Origin of the sequence: Nocardioides sp. (assembly GCF_030655615.1) — a bacterium.
In the GTDB taxonomy this organism is placed as follows: Bacteria; Actinomycetota; Actinomycetes; order Propionibacteriales; family Nocardioidaceae; genus Nocardioides.
The window spans coordinates 1-22,895 of sequence record NZ_JAURVJ010000232.1 but is presented as its reverse complement, the minus strand read 5'-3'; the positions used below and the strand labels follow the sequence as shown (position 1 = coordinate 22,895).

At 71.1% G+C, this 22,895-nt stretch carries 21 protein-coding genes and 1 riboswitch; of the genes, 7 read left to right on the top strand and 14 right to left on the bottom strand.

Annotation, left to right across the window (positions count from 1 at the left end):
* Positions 1-170: 170 nt before the first annotated feature.
* The 4 genes from Q7T52_RS20385 to Q7T52_RS20370 are packed head-to-tail and all read right to left on the bottom strand — an operon-like array spanning position 171 to position 4,605.
* Positions 171-1,922, bottom strand: coding sequence for a ubiquinol-cytochrome c reductase cytochrome b subunit (locus Q7T52_RS20385; protein ID WP_304805386.1), 1,752 nt, complete (start codon positions 1,920-1,922; stop codon positions 171-173).
* Positions 1,919-2,944 (bottom strand): ubiquinol-cytochrome c reductase iron-sulfur subunit, encoded by a 1,026-nt coding sequence (locus Q7T52_RS20380; protein WP_304805388.1) that lies wholly within the window; start codon positions 2,942-2,944, stop codon positions 1,919-1,921. The genes Q7T52_RS20385 and Q7T52_RS20380 overlap by 4 nt, the downstream gene beginning before the upstream one ends.
* A gap of 47 nt (positions 2,945-2,991) precedes the next feature.
* Positions 2,992-3,930 carry a c-type cytochrome gene (locus Q7T52_RS20375; protein ID WP_304805385.1) on the bottom strand — a complete coding sequence of 313 codons (939 nt, stop codon included), beginning with the start codon at positions 3,928-3,930 and terminating at the stop codon, positions 2,992-2,994.
* A gap of 54 nt (positions 3,931-3,984) precedes the next feature.
* The gene (locus Q7T52_RS20370) at positions 3,985-4,605 is read right to left on the bottom strand and encodes a heme-copper oxidase subunit III (RefSeq protein ID WP_304805387.1); all 621 of its coding nucleotides are present in this window, start codon (positions 4,603-4,605) and stop codon (positions 3,985-3,987) included.
* A 92-nt stretch (positions 4,606-4,697) separates the two neighbouring features.
* On the opposite strand from Q7T52_RS20370, the gene Q7T52_RS20365 reads away from it, so the two are divergent.
* From Q7T52_RS20365 to trpD, 3 genes are read left to right on the top strand one after another with little or no spacing between them, the layout of a single operon-like run.
* Complete coding sequence (locus tag Q7T52_RS20365) at positions 4,698-5,690, top strand: cytochrome c oxidase assembly protein (protein WP_304805384.1); 993 nt, start codon at positions 4,698-4,700, stop codon at positions 5,688-5,690.
* A gap of 24 nt (positions 5,691-5,714) precedes the next feature.
* Positions 5,715-6,152, top strand: coding sequence for a hypothetical protein (locus Q7T52_RS20360; protein ID WP_370692354.1), 438 nt, complete (start codon positions 5,715-5,717; stop codon positions 6,150-6,152).
* A gap of 43 nt (positions 6,153-6,195) precedes the next feature.
* The gene (gene trpD / locus Q7T52_RS20355) at positions 6,196-7,221 is read left to right on the top strand and encodes an anthranilate phosphoribosyltransferase (protein WP_304805382.1); all 1,026 of its coding nucleotides are present in this window, start codon (positions 6,196-6,198) and stop codon (positions 7,219-7,221) included.
* A gap of 36 nt (positions 7,222-7,257) precedes the next feature.
* Here the strand turns inward: trpD and Q7T52_RS20350 are convergent, their stop codons facing one another.
* Positions 7,258-7,869 (bottom strand): hypothetical protein, encoded by a 612-nt coding sequence (locus Q7T52_RS20350; RefSeq protein WP_304805381.1) that lies wholly within the window; start codon positions 7,867-7,869, stop codon positions 7,258-7,260.
* Positions 7,870-8,137: 268 nt separating this feature from the next.
* On the opposite strand from Q7T52_RS20350, the gene Q7T52_RS20345 reads away from it, so the two are divergent.
* Positions 8,138-10,489 (top strand): hypothetical protein, encoded by a 2,352-nt coding sequence (locus Q7T52_RS20345; RefSeq protein WP_304805380.1) that lies wholly within the window; start codon positions 8,138-8,140, stop codon positions 10,487-10,489.
* Between the two features lie 80 nt (positions 10,490-10,569).
* Here Q7T52_RS20345 and Q7T52_RS20340 read toward each other — a convergent pair whose 3' ends face one another.
* Together Q7T52_RS20340 and Q7T52_RS20335 are read right to left on the bottom strand one after the other, a co-directional pair.
* Positions 10,570-10,848 (bottom strand): Lrp/AsnC family transcriptional regulator, encoded by a 279-nt coding sequence (locus tag Q7T52_RS20340; protein ID WP_304805379.1) that lies wholly within the window; start codon positions 10,846-10,848, stop codon positions 10,570-10,572.
* A 9-nt stretch (positions 10,849-10,857) separates the two neighbouring features.
* A complete protein-coding gene (locus Q7T52_RS20335) occupies positions 10,858-12,612 on the bottom strand; it encodes a DEDD exonuclease domain-containing protein (RefSeq protein ID WP_304805378.1) in 1,755 nt (584 codons plus the stop codon).
* Between the two features lie 156 nt (positions 12,613-12,768).
* On the opposite strand from Q7T52_RS20335, the gene Q7T52_RS20330 reads away from it, so the two are divergent.
* The 3 genes from Q7T52_RS20330 (at position 12,769) to Q7T52_RS20320 (ending at position 15,587) form a co-directional block, all read left to right on the top strand.
* The gene (locus Q7T52_RS20330; protein WP_304805377.1) at positions 12,769-12,984 is read left to right on the top strand and encodes a hypothetical protein; all 216 of its coding nucleotides are present in this window, start codon (positions 12,769-12,771) and stop codon (positions 12,982-12,984) included.
* Positions 12,985-13,143: 159 nt separating this feature from the next.
* Positions 13,144-13,309: riboswitch (cyclic di-AMP (ydaO/yuaA leader) on the top strand.
* A gap of 29 nt (positions 13,310-13,338) precedes the next feature.
* Positions 13,339-14,310, top strand: a complete 972-nt coding sequence (locus Q7T52_RS20325; RefSeq protein ID WP_304805376.1) for an NlpC/P60 family protein — start codon at positions 13,339-13,341, stop codon at positions 14,308-14,310.
* A 77-nt stretch (positions 14,311-14,387) separates the two neighbouring features.
* Complete coding sequence (locus tag Q7T52_RS20320; protein WP_304805375.1) at positions 14,388-15,587, top strand: hypothetical protein; 1,200 nt, start codon at positions 14,388-14,390, stop codon at positions 15,585-15,587.
* A 93-nt stretch (positions 15,588-15,680) separates the two neighbouring features.
* On the opposite strand, the gene Q7T52_RS20315 is transcribed toward Q7T52_RS20320, so the two are convergent.
* From Q7T52_RS20315 to Q7T52_RS20285, 7 genes are all read right to left on the bottom strand, one after another.
* Positions 15,681-15,875, bottom strand: coding sequence for a Flp family type IVb pilin (locus Q7T52_RS20315; RefSeq protein ID WP_304805374.1), 195 nt, complete (start codon positions 15,873-15,875; stop codon positions 15,681-15,683).
* Between the two features lie 334 nt (positions 15,876-16,209).
* A complete protein-coding gene (locus Q7T52_RS20310; protein WP_304805373.1) occupies positions 16,210-16,404 on the bottom strand; it encodes a Flp family type IVb pilin in 195 nt (64 codons plus the stop codon).
* 169 nt (positions 16,405-16,573) lie between these two features.
* Positions 16,574-17,227, bottom strand: a complete 654-nt coding sequence (locus tag Q7T52_RS20305; protein WP_304805372.1) for a response regulator transcription factor — start codon at positions 17,225-17,227, stop codon at positions 16,574-16,576.
* A gap of 53 nt (positions 17,228-17,280) precedes the next feature.
* Complete coding sequence (locus tag Q7T52_RS20300; protein WP_304805371.1) at positions 17,281-18,795, bottom strand: histidine kinase; 1,515 nt, start codon at positions 18,793-18,795, stop codon at positions 17,281-17,283.
* Between the two features lie 3 nt (positions 18,796-18,798).
* Positions 18,799-19,728 carry a type II secretion system F family protein gene (locus Q7T52_RS20295; protein ID WP_304805370.1) on the bottom strand — a complete coding sequence of 310 codons (930 nt, stop codon included), beginning with the start codon at positions 19,726-19,728 and terminating at the stop codon, positions 18,799-18,801.
* Position 19,729: 1 nt separating this feature from the next.
* Entirely contained in the window at positions 19,730-21,664 is a 1,935-nt protein-coding gene (locus Q7T52_RS20290; protein WP_304805369.1) for a type II secretion system F family protein, read from the bottom strand.
* Between the two features lie 5 nt (positions 21,665-21,669).
* Positions 21,670-22,895, bottom strand: a 1,226-nt coding sequence (locus Q7T52_RS20285) for a CpaF family protein (protein ID WP_304805368.1), incomplete at its 5' end; no start/stop codon positions are given.

Sequence of the window (22,895 nt, the reverse complement as noted above, 5' to 3'; positions counted from 1 at the left end):
TGTCGGGTCAGCGTGTCGTTGGGTCGAACCGTCGTTGATTGCTGACGGGTCAGCGTGTCGTTGGGTCGACCCGTCGTAGATTACTGACGGGTCAGCGAAATGCAGACCGACCCGCCTCCCTGGTGGGGGAGACGGGTCGGGCTGGGGTGGTGCTGGTGGAGCGGGTCGGGCTAGTGGTCGCCGCGGAGGTTGTCTCCGTCGACGCCGTGGTGGCCGTCGAACTGGTGGCCGTCGGCGGCGCGGCCGTCGAGGGCGGCCGTGAGGGCGTGCTCGTGCTCGGCGTGGTGGTGCGCCTCCTCGAGCTCGGCCTTGGTCGGCTTTTGGATGTTGTCGGCGTACATGAGCGTCGACAGCTTGGCGCGTACGCCGTCCAGTCGGCCGCCGGGAGCCGCGACACCGTTCTCGTCGACCTGGCCGTTGGCGACGAAGACCTCGTCACGGTCACGGGCCGTGAGGCGGTAGGCCTCGGACTCGCTGATCGGCAGGTGGCGCTCGCTGTAGCCACCCTCGGGGGACCGCATGATGATGCCGGTCTCGTAGCCGTGCAGCAGCTTCTGCTGGTCGTGCCGCTGCAGGGAGATGCACCAGCGCCTCGTGATGATGAAGGCGATCGCGGGGCCGACGAAGACGGCGGCCCGCATGAAGTAGGTGATCTGGTTGATCGACAGGTGCAGCTTGATCGCGATGATGTCGTTGCCGCCCGCAGCCCAGGCGAGGCCGTAGAAGGTCATCAGCGAGACCATGATCGCGGTGCGCGTCGGAGCGTCGCGCGGGCGCTGCAGCAGGTGGTGGTCGCGCTTGTCGCCGCTGATCCAAGCGTCGATGAACGGCAGCGCGGTGAGCAGGGCCCACATCGCCAGCGGCGCCACGAGGATCGGGATCATGACGTTCCACGAGATCGTGTAGCCGAAGATCACCGATTCCCAGCCGGGCATGATCCGCAGCAGTCCGTCGGGCCAGCCCATGTACCAGTCGGGCTGCGATCCAGCGGTGACCTTGGTCGGGTCGTAGGGCCCGAACTTCCAGACCGGGTTGATCGACAGCAGTCCGCCCATGAACGCGGCGACACCGAAGACGATGAAGAAGAACCCGCCGGCCTTGGCGGCGTACACCGGGAGCATCGGGTAGCCGACGACGTTCTCCTCGGTGCGTCCGGGTCCGGGCCACTGCGTGTGCTTGTGGTAGACGAGCAGCAGCATGTGGGCCGCGATCAGGCCCAGCAGCAGGCCGGGGATGAGCAGCACGTGGACGGTGTAGAGGCGCGGGATGATCGACTCACCCGGGAACTCGCCGCCGAACAGGAAGAACGACATGTAGGAGCCCACGACCGGGGTGGCCTTCATGAAGCCGTCCGCGGCCCGGATGCCGGTGCCGGAGAGCAGGTCGTCGGGGAGGGAGTAGCCGGTGAAGCCCTCGAGCGTGCCCAGGAGCAGCAGCACGCTGCCGATGACCCAGTTGAGCTCGCGCGGCTTGCGGAACGCGCCGGTGAACCAGACACGGAGCAGGTGGACCATCATCGAGGCGACGAAGATCATGGCCGCCCAGTGGTGCATCTGGCGCATCAGCAGGCCGCCGCGCACGTCGAACGACAGCTTGAGGGTGGAGGCGTAGGCCTCGGACATCTCGACGCCGCGCAGCGGGTCGTAGGAGCCCTGGTACTCGACCTCGCCCATGCTCGGGACGTACCAGAGCGTCAGGAAGACGCCGCTGAGGAGCAGGACGACGAAGCTCCACAGCGCGATCTCGCCGAGCATGAAGGACCAGTGGTCGGGGAAGACCTTGCGCAGGTTCTTCTTCATGGCCCCGCCGAGGCCGAGGCGGTCGTCGGCCCAGGTGGCGACGGCGCCGGCCTTGCTGGGCTTCTTGGGAGTGGCGGCGGTCGTCGAGTTGCTGTCGGCGACCTTGCTGGTGTCGATGCTCATTTCTCACGGCTCCAGTAACTGGGTCCAACCGGTTCGGTGAAGTCACTCTGGGCGACGAGGTAGCCGTCGTCATCGATCGCGAGCGGCAGCTGGGGGAGCGGCCGTCCGGCTGGTCCGAAGACCACCTTGGCCGAGTCCGCCAGGTCGAAGGTCGACTGGTGGCACGGGCACAGGACGTGGTGGGTGGTGCGTTCGTAGAGGGAGATCGGGCAGCCGACGTGGCTGCAGATCTTGGAGTAGCAGATGATCCCGTCGAGGCTCCAGTCCTCACGGCCCTTGCCGGGCTTGATCTCGTCGGGCTCCATCTTGACCATGATCACCGCGGCCTTGGCCTTGGCGACCTGGAGCTCGACGCCCTCGAGGTCGAAGATGCCGTCGGGGACGCCGTTGACGAGGTCGCCGATCTCGAGGTCGCTCGGGCGGATCGGGGTGCCGACGACGTCGCGGACGACGCGGATGTTGGTGCCGGTGCCCCAGAAGGTGTGCTCGAGGCCGGTGCCCTCCTCGGCGTTGGCGACCTGGCCCGGCGTGGGGCCGAGGTCACGAAGGAGCACGACGACGGGCGCGAGGAGCACGCCGACCGACAGGAACAGCGAGCGGCGGATCATCGGGCGCTTGGCGAGCCCCGACTCCTCGAGGCCCAGGTTGAGGGCGTCGACGCTGGCCTGGCGGTCCTCGTCGGAGGACCGCGCCGGGTGACGCATCTCGACGATCTCGACGTCGGCCATGAGCTTGCGCGCCCACTGGATGATGCCGACGCCGATGAGCATCAGCGCCAGGCCCAGGAAGACCCCGAGCGCCACGGTCGAGGCGCCGAGTCCGCCGACGGTCTCCCAGTTGTCGCCCACGTTGAAGACGAAGTAGGAGACGACGAAGAGGACGGTGCAGACGGCGGACAGGGTGAACAGCAGTGAGACCTGGCGCTCGGCCCGCTTGGCGGCACCTTCGTCGAGGTCGGTGGGGCGCCAGGTGTGGGCCGGCAGGCCCGGGTTGGCGATGGGCTCGTCGGGGACGGCCGGCAGGTGGCTGCCGTGCTCGTCGGCGGCGTCGTCGTGCTTGGCGAGGTCGGTCACGCGCTTGCTCCGCTCTCAGGGGTCGCGGGCGCTCCGGAGGGCAGGTTGACCGGAGCCTTGGAGGTGGACGGCTTGGTCTTGGAGGACCGGGTCGTGTGGGCGGCGATCCAGATCGCGAACCCGACGAGACCGCCGATGCCGACGAGCCAGGCGAACAGGCCCTCGCTGACGGGGCCGAGGTTGCCGAGCCCGGAGCCGCCGTAGCCCGGCGTCTCCTCGGTCTTCTTGAGGTAGGCGATGACGTCGCGCTTCTCGTCGGGTGTCAGGTTGCCGTCGGAGAAGGTCGGCATGGCCTGTGGGCCGGTGAGCAGCGCCTCGTAGATGTAGCGCGACTCGACGCCGCGCAGGGTCGGTGCGAAGCCGCCGCGCGGCATCGCGCCGCCGGAGCCGTCGAAGTTGTGGCAGGCCGTGCAGTTGGTGAGGAAGATCTGGCCGCCGCGGCTGATGGCGTCGTCGCGCTCCTCCTCGGTGAGGTCGCCGGGCAGCGTGTAGGCCGACTCGTCGGGGATGGAGGGACCGGTGCCGAGGCTGTCGACGTAGGCCGCCAGCTGGCGGATCTCGTCGTCGTCGTAGATAACGGGCTTGCGGATGGCCTGCTGGCCGGGCTGGGCGAGCGGCATCCGGCCGGTGCCGACCTGGAAGTCGACCGAGGCGGCGCCGACGTCGATGAGCGACGGGCCGTACTGGGTGCCACCGACGGTGGGGATGCCCTCGCCGTTGGCGCCGTGGCAGGTGGAGCAGCCGACCAGGAAGAGCTCGCGCCCGGCCTGGATGTCCTCGTCGGTGGTGCTGGTGGGCTCGGCCTGCGCCCCGGGGGAGAACATCGAGTAGGCGCCGCCGGTGATCAGCAGAGCCATGAGCAGCACCGCCAGGCCGGCGAGCGGCTTGCGGCGGTGACGTGAGAGCCGGCCGGCGGAGCGGGTGAGGAGTCGCACTGTCTTTAGGTCCCTAGGTCGTCTCGTCAGTCAGGCTGGGGGTCAGGTCGTGCGCTACTTGATGAGGTAGATCGTGGCGAAGAGCCCGATCCACACGACGTCGACGAAGTGCCAGTAGTAGGACACGACGATCGCGCTGACGGCTTGCTCGTGGGTGAACTTGCGTGCGAGGTAGGTGCGGCCCAGCACGAAGAGGAAGGCGATCAGTCCGCCGGTCACGTGGATCCCGTGGAAGCCGGTCGTCAGGTAGAACATCGTCCCGTAGGCCGAGTCGGGGATCGTGATGCCCTCGTGGATCAGCTCGGCGTACTCGAGCGCCTGGCCACCGATGAACACCGACCCCATGAGGTAGGTGAGGATGAACCACTCACGCAGGCCCCACTTGCGGAAGTCGAGCAGGCCGCCGCTGCGCCCGACCTGGCCGCGCTCGGCGGCGAAGACGCCCAGCTGGCAGGTCAGGGACGACAGCACCAGGATCGTGGTGTTGGCGGCCGCGAACGGGACGTTGAGGGCCTCGGTGTTCTCGGACCACAGCTCGGGGCTGACCGAGCGGATCGTGAAGTACGACGCGAACAGCGCCGCGAAGAACATCAGCTCGCTCGAGAGCCAGATGATGGTGCCGACAGCGACCATCGACGGGCGGTCGTGGTGCCCGTGAAGCCGGGAAGCGGGGATGGTTGCAGTCGTCGCCACGCACTCATTATGGCGCGGCCGGTCGCCGGTGCCACCACACCCCCCGGGTGAGGCGTGCCCGTACTCTCGGAGACGTGTCAGCCACTGCGTCGATGGTCGTCCTGAGCGCCTCCGAGGTGCTCCCTCGACTGACCCCTGGAGCCTTCTTCAGCCAGTGGTCGCTGGCCCCCGTCCCGCTCGTCGTGACGGCCTGGGCGGGCGGTCTCTACCTGCTCGGCGTGACCCGCCTGCACCGCCGTGGCGACCACTGGCCGGTGGGTCGCACCGTCGCCTTCCTGGGCGTCGGGCTGGGTGCGTTCTACGTCGCCACGTCGTCGGGCCTGGCGGCGTACGACACGACGCTCGTGAGCGTCCACATGGTCCAGCACATGGTGCTGTCGATGGTGGCTCCGTTGTTCCTCGCGCTCGGGGCCCCGGTCACGCTCGCCCTGCGCACCCTGCCGTCCAGCCCGCGTCGCTGGCTGCTCGCCCTGCTCCACTCGCGGCTCGCCAAGGTGCTGTCGTTCCCGCCGCTGACCTTCGGGCTCTACGTCCTGTCGCCGTGGGCGCTCTACTTCTCCGGCTGGTACCGCGCCTCGCTCGAGCACGTCTGGGTCCACGAGGCCATGCACCTGCACCTCCTGGTGGTCGGCGCACTCTTCTTCTGGCCGCTGATGGGCGTCGACCCGGTGCCCGGCCGCGTCAGCTATCCGTTCCGTGTGGCACTCACCGTCGGGACGCTGCCGTTCCACGCCTTCCTCGGCATCACGATCATGGGTCAGACGACGCTGCTCGGCGGCGACTGGTACCCCCGGCTCCACGCGGGGCCGATGGGAGCGTGGCTGCCCGACCCGTTCACCGACCAGAACCTCGCCGGCGGCATCCTGTGGGCGTCCGGCGACCTGATCGGGCTGTCCTTCTTCGTCGTGCTCTTCGCGCAGTGGGTGCGGCAGTCGATGGCCGAGGCCAGGCGCGAGGACCGGCGCCTCGACCTGCAGGAGGCGCGCGAGGCCCGCGCTGCCCGCGACGCGCAGGCGCCCCGCGACACAGATCGGGAGGCGCAGGAGCAGCCCGCCGCCCGCGAGTGACCTGGCCGACACCGCAGCACTAGCATGAGCGCCGTGACCGACGCCGCTTCCTCCTCGGCCCCCGCACCCCGCCTCAAGGTGCTCGTCTTCAGCGACGACTCCTCCGTCCGCCAGCAGGTGATCCTGGCGCTCGGACGGCGCCCGCACCCCGACCTGCCCGAGGTGGAGTACGTCGAGGTGGCCACCGAGCCGGTCGTCATCCAGAACATGGACGCCGGCCACATCGCCCTGGCGATCCTCGACGGGGAGGCCGTGCCCGCCGGTGGGATGGGCATCGCCAAGCAGCTCAAGGACGAGATCTACCACTGCCCGCCGATCCTGGTCCTGACCGGCCGGCCGCAGGACGCGTGGCTCGCGACGTGGTCGCGCGCCGACGCCGCCGTGCCGCACCCGCTCGACCCGATCCAGCTCGCCGAGTCGGTCGTCGGGCTGCTGCGGTCGCGCGTCCCCGCGCAGCAGTGACCACGGGGCTCGAGTCGCCGGTCGCGAGCTCGGCGGCGGCGTCGTGACCTGGCCCGAGGTGCTGTCCGCGCTCGTCGCGCGCACGGACCTCTCGGCCGCCCAGGCCTCGTGGGCGATGGGCGAGATCCTCGCCGGCGAGGCGACGCCCGCCCAGATCGCCGGGTTCGCCGTCGCGCTGCGCGCCAAGGGTGAGACGGTCGCCGAGGTGACCGGCCTCGCCGACGCGATGTTCGCCCGCCGTACGCCGATCGCGGTCGAGGGTCGCCTCCTCGACGTCGTCGGGACCGGGGCCGACCGCTCCAACTCGGTCAACATCTCCACGATGGCCGCGATCGTCGCCGCCGGGGCCGGGGTCACCGTCGTCAAGCACGGCAACCGGTCGGCCTCGTCGCTGGCGGGCAGCGCCGACGTCCTCGAGGCCCTCGGCATCCGCCTCGACCTCCCGCCCGACCGGGTCGCGGCCGTCGCGGTCGAGGCCGGGATCACGTTCTGCTTCGCCGCCGCCTTCAACCCGGCGATGCGCCACACCGCGGTCCCGCGGCGCGAGCTCGGCATCGGCACGACGTTCAACTTCCTCGGCCCGCTGGCCAACCCGGTGCGGCCCGCGGCGCAGGCCATCGGCTGCGCCGACCCGCGGATGGTGCCCGTCATGGCCGGCGTCTTCGCCGAGCGCGGTTCCGACGCGTGGGTGTTCCGCGGCGACGACGGCCTCGACGAGCTCACCACGACGACCACCTCGACCGTCTACGTCGCCACCGGGGGAGCGGTCAGCGGCCCCTTCACCGTCGACCCGGGAGCGTTCGGCCTCGCACCGGCGACGACCGCCGACCTCGTCGGGGGCGACGCGGCCCACAACGCCGACGTCGTACGCCGGCTGCTGGCGGGCGAGACCGGCCCGGTACGCGACGCCGTCGTGCTCAACGCCGGCGCCGCGCTGGCCGTCCACGCCGCCGACGGGTCGGACATGACCGACGCGCTGGCCGCAGGGATCGTGCGGGCCGCCGAGGCCATCGACTCCGGGGCGGCGCAGGCCACGCTCGGGCGCTGGGTCGCGGCCGCAGCCGGCTGACCGGGCTGACCTGGCTGACCTGACTGACCGGCCGGGTCAGAGGTCGAGCACGAACTCCCGGCCGTTGCGGCGGAAGCCGACACGGTCGTAGTAGGCGCCGACCATCTCGGGAGGGGTCATCACGTGGCGGAAACCGAGCTTCTTGAGGACGTCGCTGCCGCGCCAGACGAACTCGCCCGGCGTGAAGTCGCGGTAGCGCGGCGTCACGTAGTCGAGCTTGACCCGGGCGACGTCGTGGTCGGCGTCGATCAGCACGACGCCCACCGTCTCGTTGCCGTGCACGACGACGAAGGCGTGGTCGCGCTCCGCGGCCGGTGCCCAGGTCCAGCCCGGCTGGTAGCGCCGGATGTCGTCGCCGTGGACGTCGAGGAGGTGCTGCAGGTAGGCGTCGTCGCGACCGACCTCGATCACCTCGAAGGCGGCCTCGTCGTGCCGGTCGCGCAGCAGGCCGACCAGGAACCACACGTTGATCGCCGCCAGCACGATGTTCATCGCGAACATCGGCCAGACCTCGATGAGGGCGTTGAAGACGATCAGCACCAGGCAGGCGACCAGGTTGAGCGCCCGGAAGCGCAGTACCCGGGCCTGCAGCAGCGAGAACACGAGCAGGGCGCTGCCTCCCCACCCCACGAGATCCAACCAGCTCATCCCGGGACTGTAACGACCGTCACTCCCCCTGACTGATTCGGCCTGACTGATTCGACGGCGACGTGCGCTGCGACACCACCGGACCCGACACGACCGGACGCGACCCGACCGGACGCGACCCGACCGGCACTAGTCACAACTGACTACGGCTCGAGGCTGGTCGACCGTACTGCGGCAGGGGGTGTCGAACCTAGGGTGCTCGGGTCGGCTCGCTGACGCGCACGTGCGCGGATCTCGGCGTCGGTCGGTCCACCACATGGGAGCAGTCGTGTCGTTCAAGCGTGTCGCGTTGTCGGGGCTCGTGCTGGCAGTCAGCGGGTCCCTCCTGGCGAGCGTGCCCCTGGCCGCCCCCGCGAGCGCGGACGTCACGTCGCCGCAGGCGACGACGGCGCTCGACCTGCCGGCCGGAGTGACCGTCGCGGGCTTCACCGGGAGCCCGCTCAGCCGCGCGGTCGCGGACACCGCGCTCGACCCGGCGGTCGCGTTCAACGACTTCCCGTCGAGGGGGAGCAGCTACGTCATGCTCTCGAGCGGCGACGCGACCAAGGTCTTCGAGGGCGTCCCCACCTCGCAGCTGAGCACCGACGTCGGCAACGACGGTGCGCCCGACGCGTCGAGCCTGACCCTGACCGTCGCCGCTGGCACCGCCAACACCGGGTGCCTCCTCGTGGACTTCGCGCTGGGCACCGAGGAGGCGCTGGGCTACTCCGAGGGCACCGCGGGCGACCGGCTCAGCATCGTCAACGACGGCCGCGACTACGCCGTCAACGCCGGGCGCGGCTACTTCAGTCAGAGCACGTGGCAGGCCGAGCCCAAGCTCTACCAGGTCTACGCGCTGGGCTACTGGCACAAGCCGGGCGACCCGCTCGACCCCGAGCCGGGGACGGCGGAGGAGCCGCGGCTCGCCCCGGTCACCGGTCTCAACAACGTCACCTCCCGCGACACGGCCCGGATCCCGCTCGATCTCGCCGGCGGCGACGAGGTCGTGACGATCAAGGTCGAGGACGCGACCAACGGCGACCTCGACTCGGTCGCCTTCGTCGACGACGTCCGGCTCGCCCCGAGCTGCGACAACGGCACCGGGGTCGAGCCCGAGCCGGAGAACCGCGACATCCCCAACTCGTGCTGCGGCATCATCCGCGGCATCCGGGGGGTCGGCAACGCGCTGGTCTACGACCCGGTGCCGACCACCGAGACGATCGAGCGCTACGACGCCCCGGCCAACGGCTGGCGCTCGCCGTCCGGGGTGCCGGTCGAGCTCCGCTTCCGGTGGTACCGGACGACCACGCCCAACAAAAACTCCGGCAACATGGCGGCGTGGACGGCGATCCCCAACGCCGACCGCCAGACCTACGTGCCGACCTCCGTCGACCGGGGCAAGGTCCTCATCGTCCTCGTGACGGGGGTGGTCGACGGGCGCCGCGTCGAGACCTTCCCGGCTACGTCCACCGCCGACGCCTGGTACGTCACCCTGCCCATCGACAACGGCACCTTCGTCGAGGGGGGAGGGCCGGTGATCAGCGGGCCCGCGGACGGGTCGGCCGCCGTCGGTGACACCCTCACCGCGCAGATCGGCTCGACGGTGCCGCGCCAGGACACCTACGAGTGGCAGTGGTACGCCAAGAACCCCGGCGGGACGGGCGTCGGAAGCCCCGTGTCCGGCGCCAACGCGCAGACGCTCGTCATCCCCGAGAGCCTGGCCGGCAAGGTGCTGACCGTCCGGGCGACGGCCCAGCGCGCGTCCTTCCAGGACCGGTCGTGGGACAGCCCGGCGTACGGCCCGATCGAGCTCCAGAGCTGGACCAGCACCCCGTCGCCCCAGATCGTCGACGATGGCACGCCGCGCAACGGCGAGACGCTCACGGTCGTCACGGGTGCCTGGGCTCCCGAGCCCGGCTCCTACAGCTATCAGTGGAAGCGCGACGGTGCCGTGATCCCGGGGGCCACGTCGGCCAGCTACACCCTCAAGGACGCCGACGTCGGCGTCCCCGTCACCGTCGACGTGTCCGGCGTCAAGACGGGCTACCCCCTCGTGCCGCGGGCCTCGCAGCCGGTGACGCCCGCGGGGCAGACGATGACCGGAGCCCCGGTGACCATCACCGGTACGGCGGCGATGGGCGAGCTGCTGACGGGTGGCCCCGGCGCGGCGGACTGGGTGCCGTCCTACGCCCGGCTGACCTACGCCTGGTACGCCGGCCAGACCCTGGTCCAGAGCGGGGCCAGCCGCAACTACCGGGTCACGCCCGCGGTGGTGGGCCAGCGGATCACCCTGGCGGTCACCGCCACCAAGAGCGGCTTCGACCCCAAGACCACGTTGAGCGAGCCGACCGCGGTCGTGGCGCGCGGCAGGCTCACCGCAGGCACCGTGCAGATCTCCGGTACGCCGAAGGTCGGCTCGACGGTCCGGGCCTCCACCGGCTACTGGAAGCCCACGCCGGTGACCTTCACCTACCGCTGGAAGATCGGTAGCCGCCTGGTCGCCGGCGCCGCCGGGCGCCGGTCCACGCTGACGCTGCCGCGGTCGGCAAAGGGCAAGCGGGTCACGCTGGTCGTCACCGGCACCAAGGCCGGCTACACCACCCTGGCCCGGTCGGTGGTCTCCGCGAAGGTGAAGGCCTGAGGCCGCCTCCCGCGGCCCTCACGACGCGGGGCGGCGCCGGTCGACGGTGAGCTCGGAGGCGTGGGGAGGCGCCCGCGCGGTCAGTCGAGGCCGAGCGAGAACGCCGACTCGAGGTCGTGGCGCGAGTAGGCCCGGAACGCGATGTGGGTCTCGGTCTCGCGGACGCCGTCGACCTTGTTGAGCCGGTCGGCGACCACGGCGGCGATGTCGTCGTGGTGGCGCACCCGGACCATGGCGATGAGATCGATCTGGCCGGTCACGGAGTAGACCTCGGTGACGCCGTCGATCGCGGCGATCGCCTCGGCGACCTCGGGGATCGCGTCGACCGCGGCCTTCACGAACACGATGGCGGTGATCATGGGGCCACGTTAGTGGGAGGCGAAGGCCGCCGGCTCGCTCACGCGGGCGTGGCGGGCCAGCTGGCGGGTGGCGCCGGCGACCGGGCAGGTCCACTCGCCGTCGATGTCGACGAGCCGCAGGTCGGGGGCCTCGAGCCAGCGGAGCACCCGCTCGGTCTCCTCGGCGGTCGCGGCAGGGGTCGGTCCCGGGGTGCCGACCGGCGGCGGGACGGTCTCGGCGGTGGCGCGCAGGGCCGCGACGTAGGAGTGGGCGTCGGCGCCGGAGGGGATCACGCCCGCGGCGGCGAGGCGGCCGTAGCGGACGACGTGGACGGCCCACCGGCCGTCGTCCTCGCGTCGGGTCGCCACGACCTCGGGGCAGTGGGTGAGGGAGGTGAGCCGCTGGGTGCGCGCGGCGGCACGGACGAACGACGCCAGGCGGTCGCGGTGGACGCCGGCCTCCTCGAAGCGCTCGTCGGCGGCGAGCGTGGCCATCCGGGCGTTGACCATCTCGACCACGTCGTCGGGACGGCGGAGCAGGGTCTCGCGCAGCTGGCGGACGACCGCGGCGTAGGTGTGCTCGTCGACGCTGCCGTCGCACGGTGACAGACACCGACCCATCTCGGCCAGCACGCAGGCGGTGCGCGAGGGCCTCTTGCCGAAGCGGTCGGAGCACTGACGCACGGGGAAGGTGTCGTGGAGTGCGGCGAGGCACTTCTCGGCGCTCTGGCGCGAGGAGAAAGGGCCGAGGTAGTCGGCGTCGTCGTCGAGCACCCGGGCGACCAGCGACAGGCGCGGCCACGGCTCGCGGGTGAGCTTGACGAAGGTCGTCTTCTCCGGGAACTTCGAGCGCCGGTTGTAGGACGGCTTGTGCTGGGCGATGAGGCGCAGCTCGCGCACCTCGGCCTCGAGCGGGGTCGCGCACTCGATCGCGGTGACCCGGGCCGCCAGCCGCACCATCTCGCCCATCCGCGACCGGGTCTCGGACGCGGTGAAGTAGGACCGCACGCGCTTGCGGAGGTCGCGGGAGGTCCCGACGTAGAGGACCCGGTCGGCCTCGTCGCGGAAGAGGTAGACCCCGGGGGAGTGGGGGAGGCCGTCGGCGAGGTGACGCTTCTTGCGCTGGGCCGCGGTGACGCGGGAGGAGAAGGTCTGCAGCTCCTCGAGGGTCGACACGCCCTGGGCGCCGATGCGTTCCATCAACCCGTGGAGGACGTCGACGGTGGCGCGGGCGTCGGACAGGGCGCGGTGGTTGGGGGTCGTGGCGGACCGGAAGACCCGGGCGAGCGAGGACAGCTTGCAGTTGGGGGCGTCGTCGCGGGTGATCACCCGGCGCGCCAGGACGGCGGTGTCGACGACCTCGAACGCCGGCCAGGGGCGCTCCTGCTGCTCGGCGAAGTGGCGCAGGAAGCCCACGTCGAACGGCGCGTTGTGGGCCACGAGCACACAGCCCGCGGCGAACTCGAGGAACGCCGGCAGCACCGACTCGATGGGCGGGGCGTCGGCCACCATCGAGTTGCTGATGCCGGTGAGGACGGCGATGAAGGCCGGGATGTCGGTGCGCGGGTTGACCAGGGTCTGGAACTCGCCGAGCACCTCGCCGCCGCGGACCTTGACCGCGCCGACCTCGGTGATCATCGAGCCCGCCTGGGCCGAGCCACCGGTGGTCTCGAGGTCGACCACGCAGAAGGTCACCGCGTGCAGGGGGCGGCCGAGCTCGTCGAAGCTGCGTTGCGCCTCCCACTGCGTCTCGTGGTGGGGCCGCGGGTCGGCCGTGGTGGTCATGCCTCGGACGGTAGGCGCGACCGCCGACACTTCCGGGGACGACACTCGGGAGCGACCCGGGCGACCCGCCGCGGGAGCCGTCCGGCGACGTCGGCGACCCAGGACTGATCCAGGACTGATCCGGGACTGTCGGTGGTCGCTGTCAGCCTCTGGGACATGACGACACACATCGACTGCGACACCTGCGTGGTGCGCGGTCTCGCGTGCCACGACTGCGTGGTGACGGTGCTGCTCGGGCCGCCCCCCGAGCTGGCCCCCCTGACCATCGACGACGAGGAGCGCCGTGCGCTCGACGTCCTGGCCGACAGCGGGCTGGTGCCGCCGCTCCGGCTGGTCCGGCCGGTCACCGGACCGGAGGTGGAGTCGGCCTGACCGCACCATGACGGCTGCTGCGGATGAGGCCCGTGTGACCTGTGGTGCAGGCCACGCCGCCAAAGTCGTTGAAGTTTGGCGCACTCTGAGGTCGCCCACTACGGTGGCCGCTCAGGTGTTCGTGGAGCTGGGTCCACCAGGGCCCACACGAGCGCCGCGCTGAGTCCGCCACCGCTTGCGGTGGGGGAGCCGGGGAACCAACTCTTCTGGGGTGAATCTCCCGCGAGGCGCCACCGCAGCACCACCGCGGGGGGCGAGGAGCGGGCGTAGGGCAGGTCGTGCCCGAATCCGTCAGCTCACCTGGTAGGCGTACGACACCGCAAAGGAACCACCGCCGCTGTGATCAGCCCCCGGATGCGCATCGCCTCCGCGGTCTCGGGAATCGCGCTCGTCGCGAGCCTCGGGCTCGTCTCCAGCTCGCCGGCCCAGGCCGAACCCGAGATCAAGGACGTCCAGGCCCGCGTCGACCGGCTCTTCCACGAGGCCGAGCAGGCGTCGGAGCGCTACAACGACGCCAAGATCGAGCTCGACGAGCTCACCGAGGACCTCGGCGCCGTCAAGTCCGACGAGTCGCGTGCCGAGACCTCGCTCGACGCGATCCGCCGCGACGCGCGTCGAGCCATCCTGCGCCAGTACGGCAGCGGCGACCTCGGCGTCGTCAGCCAGGTCGTGACCGCGGGCGACCCCGGCGCGTTCCTCGACGACGTCTCGACGATGTCGACCTACAACCAGCTCCAGCAGGGCCTGTTCGACGACTACGAGACCGGTCTCGAGGCGCTGAGCATCCGCCGCGACGCCACCGAGAAGCGGATCGGCCAGGTCGCCGACCTCGAGGCCGAGCTCGCCGACGAGAAGGCGACCATCGACGACAAGCTCGCCGACGCCAAGGACCTCCTCGGTCGTCTCAAGGAGAAGGAGCGGCGCGAGATCCTGTCGCGCGACGGCACCACCCGGGTCCCCTCCGACGTCCCGGCCTCCGGCCGCGCGGGCGCGGCGGTCAGCTATGCGATGGCCCAGGTCGGTGACGCCTACGTCTACGGCGCGGCCGGCCCGAGCGCCTTCGACTGCTCCGGCCTCACGATGATGGCCTGGGCCCAGGCCGGGGTCTCGCTCCCCCACTCGTCGAGCGCCCAGTACAGCTCGGGCACGCACGTCGCGGCCTCCGCGCTGCAGCCCGGCGACCTGGTCTTCTACTACAGCCCGATCAGCCACGTCGGCATGTACATCGGCAACGGCATGATCGTCCACGCCGCCAACCCCAGCAGCGGGGTCCGCGTCGCCGAGCTCTACTCGATGCCGTACGTCGGCGCCGTACGTCCCGGCTGACGGTACCCACACTGACCGGAGTCCACCACGCGAGGACCGGCCGACCCCGATGGTGGGTGGTCGGTCCTTCGCTGTTGGTGCTGGTCCTCGTCGGCGTCCTCACCTGGGTCCTCGTCGCCCCCGGGGACGACGAGGACGAGCCCTACGTCGCCCCCGTCCCCACCGAGACTCCCGCCGGCATCGACCCGGCCGGGGCCGCCGAGGCCCTCCAGCGCCTCGTCTCGGCCCTCACCGGAGGCGAGCGCACCGCCGCCACGGAGCTCGCCGCGCCCGAGGACACGACGACGGCCGCGCGCCTCGGCGACCTGGTCGACACGGCGGTGGCGGCCCGGCTGACGGACGTCACGCTGCGCTACATCGACGACGACGGCGGGCTCGCCGCCGACGGCACGTGGGCGGCGGTCGTCGACGCGACGTGGGCCTACGCCGGGTTCGACCCGGAGCCGAACGCGACCGAGGTGTCGGTGCGGTTCCGCGGGACCGACGACGGCGTGGCCATCGCCGGCATCGGCGGCGGGACCCTGCGCACCCCGGTGTGGATGACCGGACCGGTGCAGGTCGACCGCTCGTCCGACCTCCTCGTCGTGGCGGCGTCGGGGACCGACCTGGCGGCCTACGTCCGGCTCGCCCGGGCCGCCGTGCCGACCGTCTCGAGCGTGGTCACGTCGTGGAGGCCGCGGCTGGTGGTCGAGGTGCCCGCCGACGGGGCGGCCCTCGAGGCGGCGTTGGGGGTCGAGCCCGGCTACTACGGCCAGATCGCCGCGGTGACGGGGGCGGCCGGCACGGTCGTGCCCGGCGCGCCGGTCCACGTCTTCGTCAACCCCGACGTCTTCTCCGGTCTCGGCCGTGCCGGCCGTGAGGTCGTGCTGGCCCACGAGGCGACCCACGTCGCCACCGACGCGCCGTCGAGCGAGGGACCGACCTGGCTGACCGAGGGCTTCGCCGACTACGTCGCCCTGCGGGAGACCACGCTGCCGCTCACCCGGACCGCAGGCCAGGTCGCGCAGCAGGTCCGCGACGACGGGCTGCCGCAGGCCCTGCCGACGGCCGCGGACTTCGACACCCGCGGGCCGCACCTGGGCGCCGTCTACGAGTCGTCGTGGCTGATCAGCGTCACACTGGCGGACCGGGGCGACGCGGCCCGGCTGGAGGACTTCTACACCGCGGTCAGTGCCGGTACGCCGGTCGACGAGGCGCTCAGGCGTGACTTCGACTGGTCCGAGGCCGACCTGGTCCGGGCCTGGCGGGCCCGGTTGGCGGCGCTCCCGGGAGCGTGAGGCCGGGTAGCGACCTCGGTGCTCGGACGCAGCGACCCCGCACCCGTGACGGGTGCGGGGTCGCGACGGTCCGACCTGGGGGAGGGGTGAGGCTCAGTTGCCGCCGTCCTCGATGCTGTCGTTGGTGCCCTGGAAGGCGTCCTGGACCGTCCCGCCGAGGAGGAAGACGACGGCGACGATGAAGGCCGCGATGCCGGCGATGAGGAGCCCGTACTCGACGGCGGAGGCGCCGCGCTCGTCCAGCTTGGCGAGGCGGGCGTCGAGCAGGATGCGGCCGTAGGTCAACATGTCGGGCTCCCAAGATAGTCGGAGGAACGGACCCGAGGGCCGGTGCGAGCTCGAGCCGCCTTCGCGTCCATCCTCCCCGGGGCGGTCGCTGCCACCCATCAGGTGAACGTACGAGAGCGCCTAGTCACTTCGGACTAGTCCGTCCGGCCGTCTGGACGACCGGTCCGGGTTCGAGCTGTTCGGCAGCGTGGGGCGGCCTGCGGACGAGGACGACCACGGTCGGGACGGGGTGCCGACGAGAGCGACGTGCTCAACGGCCGAGGCCCCACGCTCGTGGGGAGCGTGGGGCCTCGGGGTGGTCATCGGTTCGAGCCGGGTGACCGGTGGTGCCGGATCAGGGGGTGCCGCCCTCGATCTCGTTGTTGGTGGTCGTGAAGGCGTCGGTGATGTTCTGGCCGAGGAGGAAGACGACGGCGACGATGACGGCGGCGATGCCGGCGACGAGGAGGCCGTACTCGACGGCGGAGGCGCCGCGCTCGTCCATCTTGGCGATGCGGGCGTTGAGCAGGATGCGGCCGTAGTTCAGCATGATGTTTCTCCTGATGTGTGGTGAAGCGTGGGGGGATGGATCCTGGTGTTCCTGGGCGAGGAACGGATCCTCACTGAGAAGAATCCTGCCGTGGTCCGCGCGCTCGGCCATCAGGAGATCGCACCGAGCCCGCTAGTCCGTTGTGACTACCCCGGGCCTGCCGTCGAGGTCACCGCTCGGTCGGTTGGATGCTCGACAGGAGGCCGATCCTCATGGCGGTGACCAGGGCCTGGGCGCGGTTGGCCGCCCCGAGCTTCTGGTAGATGCGGGCGATGTGCGACTTGGCGGTCGACTCGCTGAGGTAGAGCTTCTCGCCGATGGCAGACGCCCCGAGACCGTCGGCGAGGAGGAGGAGGACGTCGTGCTCGCGCTCGGTCAGGTTGGTCGACTCGCCGGAGGCACGACGCATCATCGCGCCCACCAGCCCGGCGCACACGAAGGCGCGGGGTGACACGAAGGCGTGACGGGCCGCCTTGACGACCTCGGAGGACGGCGCGTCCTTGCCGACGAACCCGGAGGCGCCGGCCTGCATGGCGGCGAAGATCTGGTCGTCGCCGGAGTGCATGGTCAGGACGATCAGGCCGGTCTTGTTGCTCGTCTTGCGGATCGTCCGCACGATGTCGAGCCCGGTGCCGTCCTGCAGCTGCAGGTCGGCCACCACGACGTCGGGGGACATGGCCTCGTACTTGGCCAGACCCTCGGTCACCGAGCCGGCGGTGCCGACGACGTCCATGTCGTCCTCGAGGTCGATGACCGCGCCGAGACCGCTGCGGATCAGCTCGTGGTCGTCGATGAGCAGGATGCGGATCGGTTGGTCGCTCATGGTCGAAGCTCCTTCAACGTGGGGTGCTGCACGGGTGCCGTGCCCGGTTGTGCTCAAGGAATGCGTACGGCGACCATCAGGCCGCCCTGGGGGTTGTCGTCGATCGTGAGCTCGGCGCCGACCAGGCGGGCACGCTCGCGCATGATCTTGAGCCCGTGCGAGTCGCTGCGAGCCGCCTGGAGGCCGCGTCCGTCGTCGGCGACGGTGATGTGGGCCGAGGGTGCGTGCACCTGGCAGTTGACCTCGATGGAGGAGCACTGGGCGTGCTTGATCGCGTTGTTCATCGCCTCCTGGGTGATCCGGAAGAGCTCGGCCTCGACCTCGGGGCGCAGCCGCGTGGAGTGCTCGTCGAGCGTCACCTGGATGGGGATCATGGAGGACTCGCTGAGGTGTCGGGCCACCGCCCCGATGGCCACCCCCAGCGTCTCGGACTCGCCGATGCTGGTGCGCAGCGTGAGCACCGACTGTCGTACCTCGGCGACGACCTTGGTGATCCGGTCGCGCAGCAGGGCGAGCGCCTTGGCCTGCTTGTCGTCGGCCGGTCGCGCAGCCAGGGCGTCGACCAGGTAGCCCAGGGACGCGATGTCCTGGGCGACCCCGTCGTGCATCTCCCGGGCGAGCCGCTTGCGCACGTCGGCCGAGGCGGAGTCGCGGAAGTCGGAGAACAGCATGGCCGTGTCGAGCTGCACGGACTTCGCCCGCAGCTGGGCGGGGAGTCGGAGGATCGTCCGCTCCACCTCGATCACGTCGAGGTCGGCGGCCTCGGAGAGCAGACCGGCGACGACGACCGAGTCGCCGACGGGGAAGGCGAACGCGAGGTCGTGCACGATCGGCTCCGACCGTGCCCAGGACTCGACCGCGAGCTCCTCGGCCTCGGCGAGCGTCGACTCCACGTCGACGCTCTGGGAGACGAGGGGCATCAGCACCTCGCCGCGCGGCACGTAGACGGCGATCCCCACGGTGGGGAGCTGGTCGCCGACGTCGCTCACCAGCGCACCGGCCAGGGCAGTGACGTCGAGCCCCGAGCTGAGGTTGCCGGACAGGTCGAGCAGCTGCCGGATGAGTCGTTGGGCGTCGAGGTAGGGCGCGAGCTCGTCGACGTCGGTCGCGAGGTTGGCGTAGACGAAGCTGCCGACCATGCCGAGGCCCAGCCCGGCCATGGTCCACGTGAAGATGGTCAGGCTCTCCTGGGCCGTGATGCTGTGCTGGATCAGCAGGGCGAGGCCGACCACGGTGACGAGCTCGGCACTGATCGCGAGGAAGGTGCCGAGGAGGCCCCGGACGACAGCGGCGAGGAACGGTGGCACCGCGAGAGCGAGCAGGATCGCCTGGCCGTCACCGAACGTCAGCCCGCACACCACGCCCGTCAGCGCGGCTTCGACCACCGGGACGTTGACCGTGAGCTCGCGCCGCTGCTCGGCCACGCTCGCGACGACCCAGACGCCCGCGACACCCGCCAGGGCGGTGAGGGCGGTCTCGTTGCGGTCCCAGAGGATCGGACCGCTCAGGGCGACCAGGGCAAATAGCCGGGCCCCGACGGTGATCCGCTGGGTCCGCTGCTCGATCATCCGTCAACGACCACCGATGTTGTCGACGATCTGGAGCGCGGCAGGTCCCATCACGGCCACGAAGAGGCACGGGAGGATGCAGAAGATCAGCGGCACCGTGATCTTGACCGGGACCTGCTGGGCCTTGGTCTCGGCCCGCTGGCGGCGCTTGACCCGCATCTCGCTCGACTGGACGCGAAGGACCCCGCCGATCGGGATGCCGAACGCGTCGGCCTGCACCATGGCGCCGACGAACGTCTTGACGTCGGGGACGTTGCACCGGTCGGACATCCCGCGCAGCGCCGCCGACCGCGTCTGACCGATCTGCATCTCGGCGAGCATCCGCGCGAACTCCTCGGAGAGCGGCCCCTCGGTGTTGCGCGAGACCTGCTGGCACGCCGCGTCGAAGCCCAGCCCGGACTCGACCGAGATGGTGAGCAGGTCGACCGCGTCGGGGAGCTCACGAGCGAGCTGCTCGGAGCGGTTGTAGGCCGTCTGGTAGAGGTAGAAGTCGGGCAGGAAGAAGCCGAGGACCAGACCACCGGCCGTCATCAGGACCAGGACCGGTGCGCTCACCCCCATGACGAGCGCGAGTGCGAAGCCCACCATCAGCAGGGCGATCGCGCCGAGCACCTTGACGGACACGACCCGGTCAGCGGTCCAGTCGCGCGGGTTGCCGGCGTAGTCGAGCTTGCGCTGCAGACGGTCGGAGGTGTCGGCGCCGGTGAGCCGCCGACCGATCGCGAGCAGCCGTGCCTGGAGGGGTTTGAGCACGCGCTCGTCGAACGGTCGCTCCAGCTCCTCCTTGAGCTCGGCCGGCGCGGTCGTCATCGCCTCGAGCACCGCGAGGGACCGGGTCACCCCGACCTTGGTCTCGTCGTCGCGGAACGCCATCGACACCAGTCCGATCGCGAACAGGACGAGGACCACGCCGAGCACGAAGACGAGCACCATCTCAGACCTCCACCTTGACCAGCTTGCTCATCCAGAAGACGCCGACGCTCAGCCACAGTCCTGCTCCGACGAGCATGATGATGCCGCGGGGGTCGGTGAACAGGACCTGGACGTAGTCGCCCTGTCCCACGAGGAGGTAGAGGAGGAAGGCCGGGGGGAGTCCGCCGAGCACGTAGGCGGAGAGCTTGCCCTCGGCCGCGAGGGCTGCGACCTGGCGCCGCATGTACTCCCGCTCGCGCATCGTCGAGGCGACGGTGTTGAGCAGCTCGGCGAGGTTGCCGCCCACCTGTCGCTGGATCTTGATGGCCATCACAACCCACCGGAAGTCACGGCTGTCGAAGCGGTCGGCGACCCCGTCGAGCGCGTCCTCGAGGGGGACACCGATCCGGGTCTCGACCAGCACGCGCCGGAAGGCCGAGGCGATCGGGTCGGTGCCCTCGCGCACGATGGTGTCGACCGACTGCATGAGGGACAGACCGGCCGACAGCGAGCCGGACATCAGCTGCAGGGTCTCGGGCAGCGCAGCGTTGAACGCCTTGCGCCGCCGCGTCCCTCGGAAGCCGAGGTAGGCCCAGGGGCCGACGACGCCGAGGACCATGAAGATCAGGCCCGCCACCACGTTGCCGCGACCGAGCAGCAGCCCGACCACCGAGATCGCGAGGAAGAGCCCGGCGTGGACCAGCAGCCACTCCGACGGCTTCAGCTCGCTGCCGGCGGCCTCGAGCCGCTGGGAGATCCGGTCGTCGAGGCTCTTGTTGCGGTCGAGCATGCCGGCGATGGCGTCGCTGGCCTGGTCGCGGATGGCGGTCTCGGGCACGTCCTTGACCGGTGCCGTGCCGCCGAACGTGCTGGCCGTGTAGGTGGACACCCGTTCCTCGGCGCTCATCGCCACCGGCTTGCGCGGCACGAGCAGGACCAGCGCGGCCAGGAGCCCGGCCCCCAGGACTGCGACGCCGACGTACATGAACCACTCGGGCGTGCCCGCGGCAGCGGACGGAGCGGCCGTCTCGGGGATGGCCTCGAGGCCACCGGACGCCTGGCCGGCCACTCGTGGCACGGTCGAGCGGGCGACCACGTCGCCCAGCGGCGCCGGGAGGGTGACGGCGACGTCGATCTGTCGGGCGACGACGTCGGCGGGCACGTCGACGGTGACCGCGACCTGACGGGCGAGCACGTCGGCCTCGGCGGAGAACGTCGCGGCCAGGGCCTCGCTGTCGGAGGCGATCACCTCGCCCGCCTGCCCGGCGATGGTGGTCAGGGCGTCCAGCGCGCCACCGGACTGCTCGAGCGCGACGACGTCGACGACCACGCCGTCGGAGCCCTCGACCGCCGCCGTGACGTCGGTGAGAGGGGTCGTCCCGGTGTCGGCCCCGTCGGACAGCACGAGCACCGCCCGCTGGCCCTCGGTGCCGGTGAGCTCGACCGCCCGCAGCACCCCGTCGTAGAGCAGGGTCTGCCGGCTCAGCTCCAGCCCGGCGACCACGGCCCGGGCCGCGTCGCGGTCGGTCGTGGGCTCGAGGTCGGTGCGCACCTCCGAGGCGAAGGACACGATGCCGACGGCGACGTCGGCGGGCACGTTGTCGAGGAAGGTCGTGGCGGCGAGCTTGGCCGCCTCGAAGCGGGGCCCGGCCATCGAGTTGCTGGTGTCGATGGCGAGGACCGTCGTGCGCTGCACCCGGCTCGTGCCGTCGGCGATGCGCGCCGCGGTGGCGTCGTAGGACGTGCCGTTGACGGAGGCGCTGACCCCGTCGAGGTCGACGTCGGCGTCGGCCGGGACGTCGACCGAGACTACGAGGCCCGACCCGGTGCGCTCCACGTTGACGATCGCCCCGTCGGCGGCGGTCGCGGAGCCGGCCGTGCCGAGGACGACCAGCAGGACCGGGACGGTGGCCGCGGCCGCGGCCAGGGCGCGACGGAGGGGGGTGCGGGGGGACACGACGGCTAGATCCGGTCCGCGTGGAAGATCAGCGGGTCGACGGTCACGTTGACCTCGGCCATCTTCTCCAGGAACTTGGGCCGCAGGCCGGTCGAGCGCATCCGCCCCAGGGAGTGGCCCTCGGCGTCGAAGCCGGCCTTGGTGTCGAAGACGAAGACGTCCTGCATCGTGATGACGTCGCCCTCCATCCGCTCGACCTCGGTGATGTGGGTGATGCGGCGGGTGCCGTCCTTGAAGCGGGTCTGGTGGACCACGACGTCGACGGCGGAGGCGACCTGCTCGCGGATGGCCCGGATCGGCAGGTCCATGCCGGCCATCAGCACCATGGTCTCCATGCGCGAGAGCGTGTCGCGCGGGCTGTTGGAGTGGAGGGTGCAGATCGAGCCGTCGTGGCCGGTGTTCATGGCCTGCAGCATGTCGAGGGCCGAGGCGTCGCGGACCTCGCCGACGATGATGCGGTCGGGCCGCATCCGCAGGCTGTTCTTGACGAGGTCGCGGATCGTGACCGCGCCCTTGCCCTCGATGTTGGCCGGACGGGACTCGAGGCGTACGACGTGGTCCTGCTTGAGCTGGAGCTCGGCCGCGTCCTCGATGGTGACGATCCGCTCGTCGGCGGGGATGAACGACGACAGCACGTTGAGGGTCGTGGTCTTGCCGGAGCCGGTGCCGCCGGAGACGATCACGTTGAGCCGGCCGCGCACGCAGGCCTCGAGGAAGTCGGCGGTCGCCGGGCTGAGGGAGCCGTAGGTGATCAGGTCGTCGACGGTCAACGGGTCGGCCGAGAACTTCCGGATGGTCAACGAGGAGCCGTCGATGGCCAGCGGCGGGATGACCGCGTTGACGCGGCTGCCGTCGGGCAGCCGGGCGTCGACCATGGGGCTGGACTCGTCGACGCGACGACCGATCCGCGACACGATCTTGTCGATGATGCGGCGCAGGTGGGCCTCGTCGGTGAACTGCGTGTCGGCCTGGACCAGGCGGCCCTTCTTCTCCAGGTAGATGGAGGAGTGGCTGTTGACCATGACCTCGGAGACGTCGGGGTCGCGCAGGTAGGGCTCGATCGGCCCGTAGCCGAGGATGTCGTCGCTGATCTCCTGCGTGACCCGGGCCCGGTCGCTCGTGCTCAGCGGGCGGTCCTGCGACCCGAGGACGTCGGACAGGACCCCACGGACCCGCTGGTCCAGCTCGTTCTGGTCCATGTCGGCGTCGTAGAGGTGGGGCCCGAGCTGCT

Coding starts and splice junctions, on each gene's coding strand:
- Q7T52_RS20360 (WP_370692354.1), top strand. CDS start 5,715: ATGAGCGCCGTGACCGACGCCGCTTCCTCCTCGGCCCCCGCACCCCGC.
- Q7T52_RS20385 (WP_304805386.1), bottom strand. CDS start 1,922: ATGAGCATCGACACCAGCAAGGTCGCCGACAGCAACTCGACGACCGCC.
- Q7T52_RS20305 (WP_304805372.1), bottom strand. CDS start 17,227: ATGAGCGACCAACCGATCCGCATCCTGCTCATCGACGACCACGAGCTG.
- Q7T52_RS20295 (WP_304805370.1), bottom strand. CDS start 19,728: ATGGTGCTCGTCTTCGTGCTCGGCGTGGTCCTCGTCCTGTTCGCGATC.
- Q7T52_RS20340 (WP_304805379.1), bottom strand. CDS start 10,848: ATGATCACCGCCATCGTGTTCGTGAAGGCCGCGGTCGACGCGATCCCC.
- Q7T52_RS20350 (WP_304805381.1), bottom strand. CDS start 7,869: ATGAGCTGGTTGGATCTCGTGGGGTGGGGAGGCAGCGCCCTGCTCGTG.
- Q7T52_RS20325 (WP_304805376.1), top strand. CDS start 13,339: ATGCGCATCGCCTCCGCGGTCTCGGGAATCGCGCTCGTCGCGAGCCTC.
- Q7T52_RS20330 (WP_304805377.1), top strand. CDS start 12,769: ATGACGACACACATCGACTGCGACACCTGCGTGGTGCGCGGTCTCGCG.
- Q7T52_RS20300 (WP_304805371.1), bottom strand. CDS start 18,795: ATGATCGAGCAGCGGACCCAGCGGATCACCGTCGGGGCCCGGCTATTT.
- Q7T52_RS20335 (WP_304805378.1), bottom strand. CDS start 12,612: ATGACCACCACGGCCGACCCGCGGCCCCACCACGAGACGCAGTGGGAG.
- Q7T52_RS20310 (WP_304805373.1), bottom strand. CDS start 16,404: ATGCTGAACTACGGCCGCATCCTGCTCAACGCCCGCATCGCCAAGATG.
- Q7T52_RS20315 (WP_304805374.1), bottom strand. CDS start 15,875: ATGTTGACCTACGGCCGCATCCTGCTCGACGCCCGCCTCGCCAAGCTG.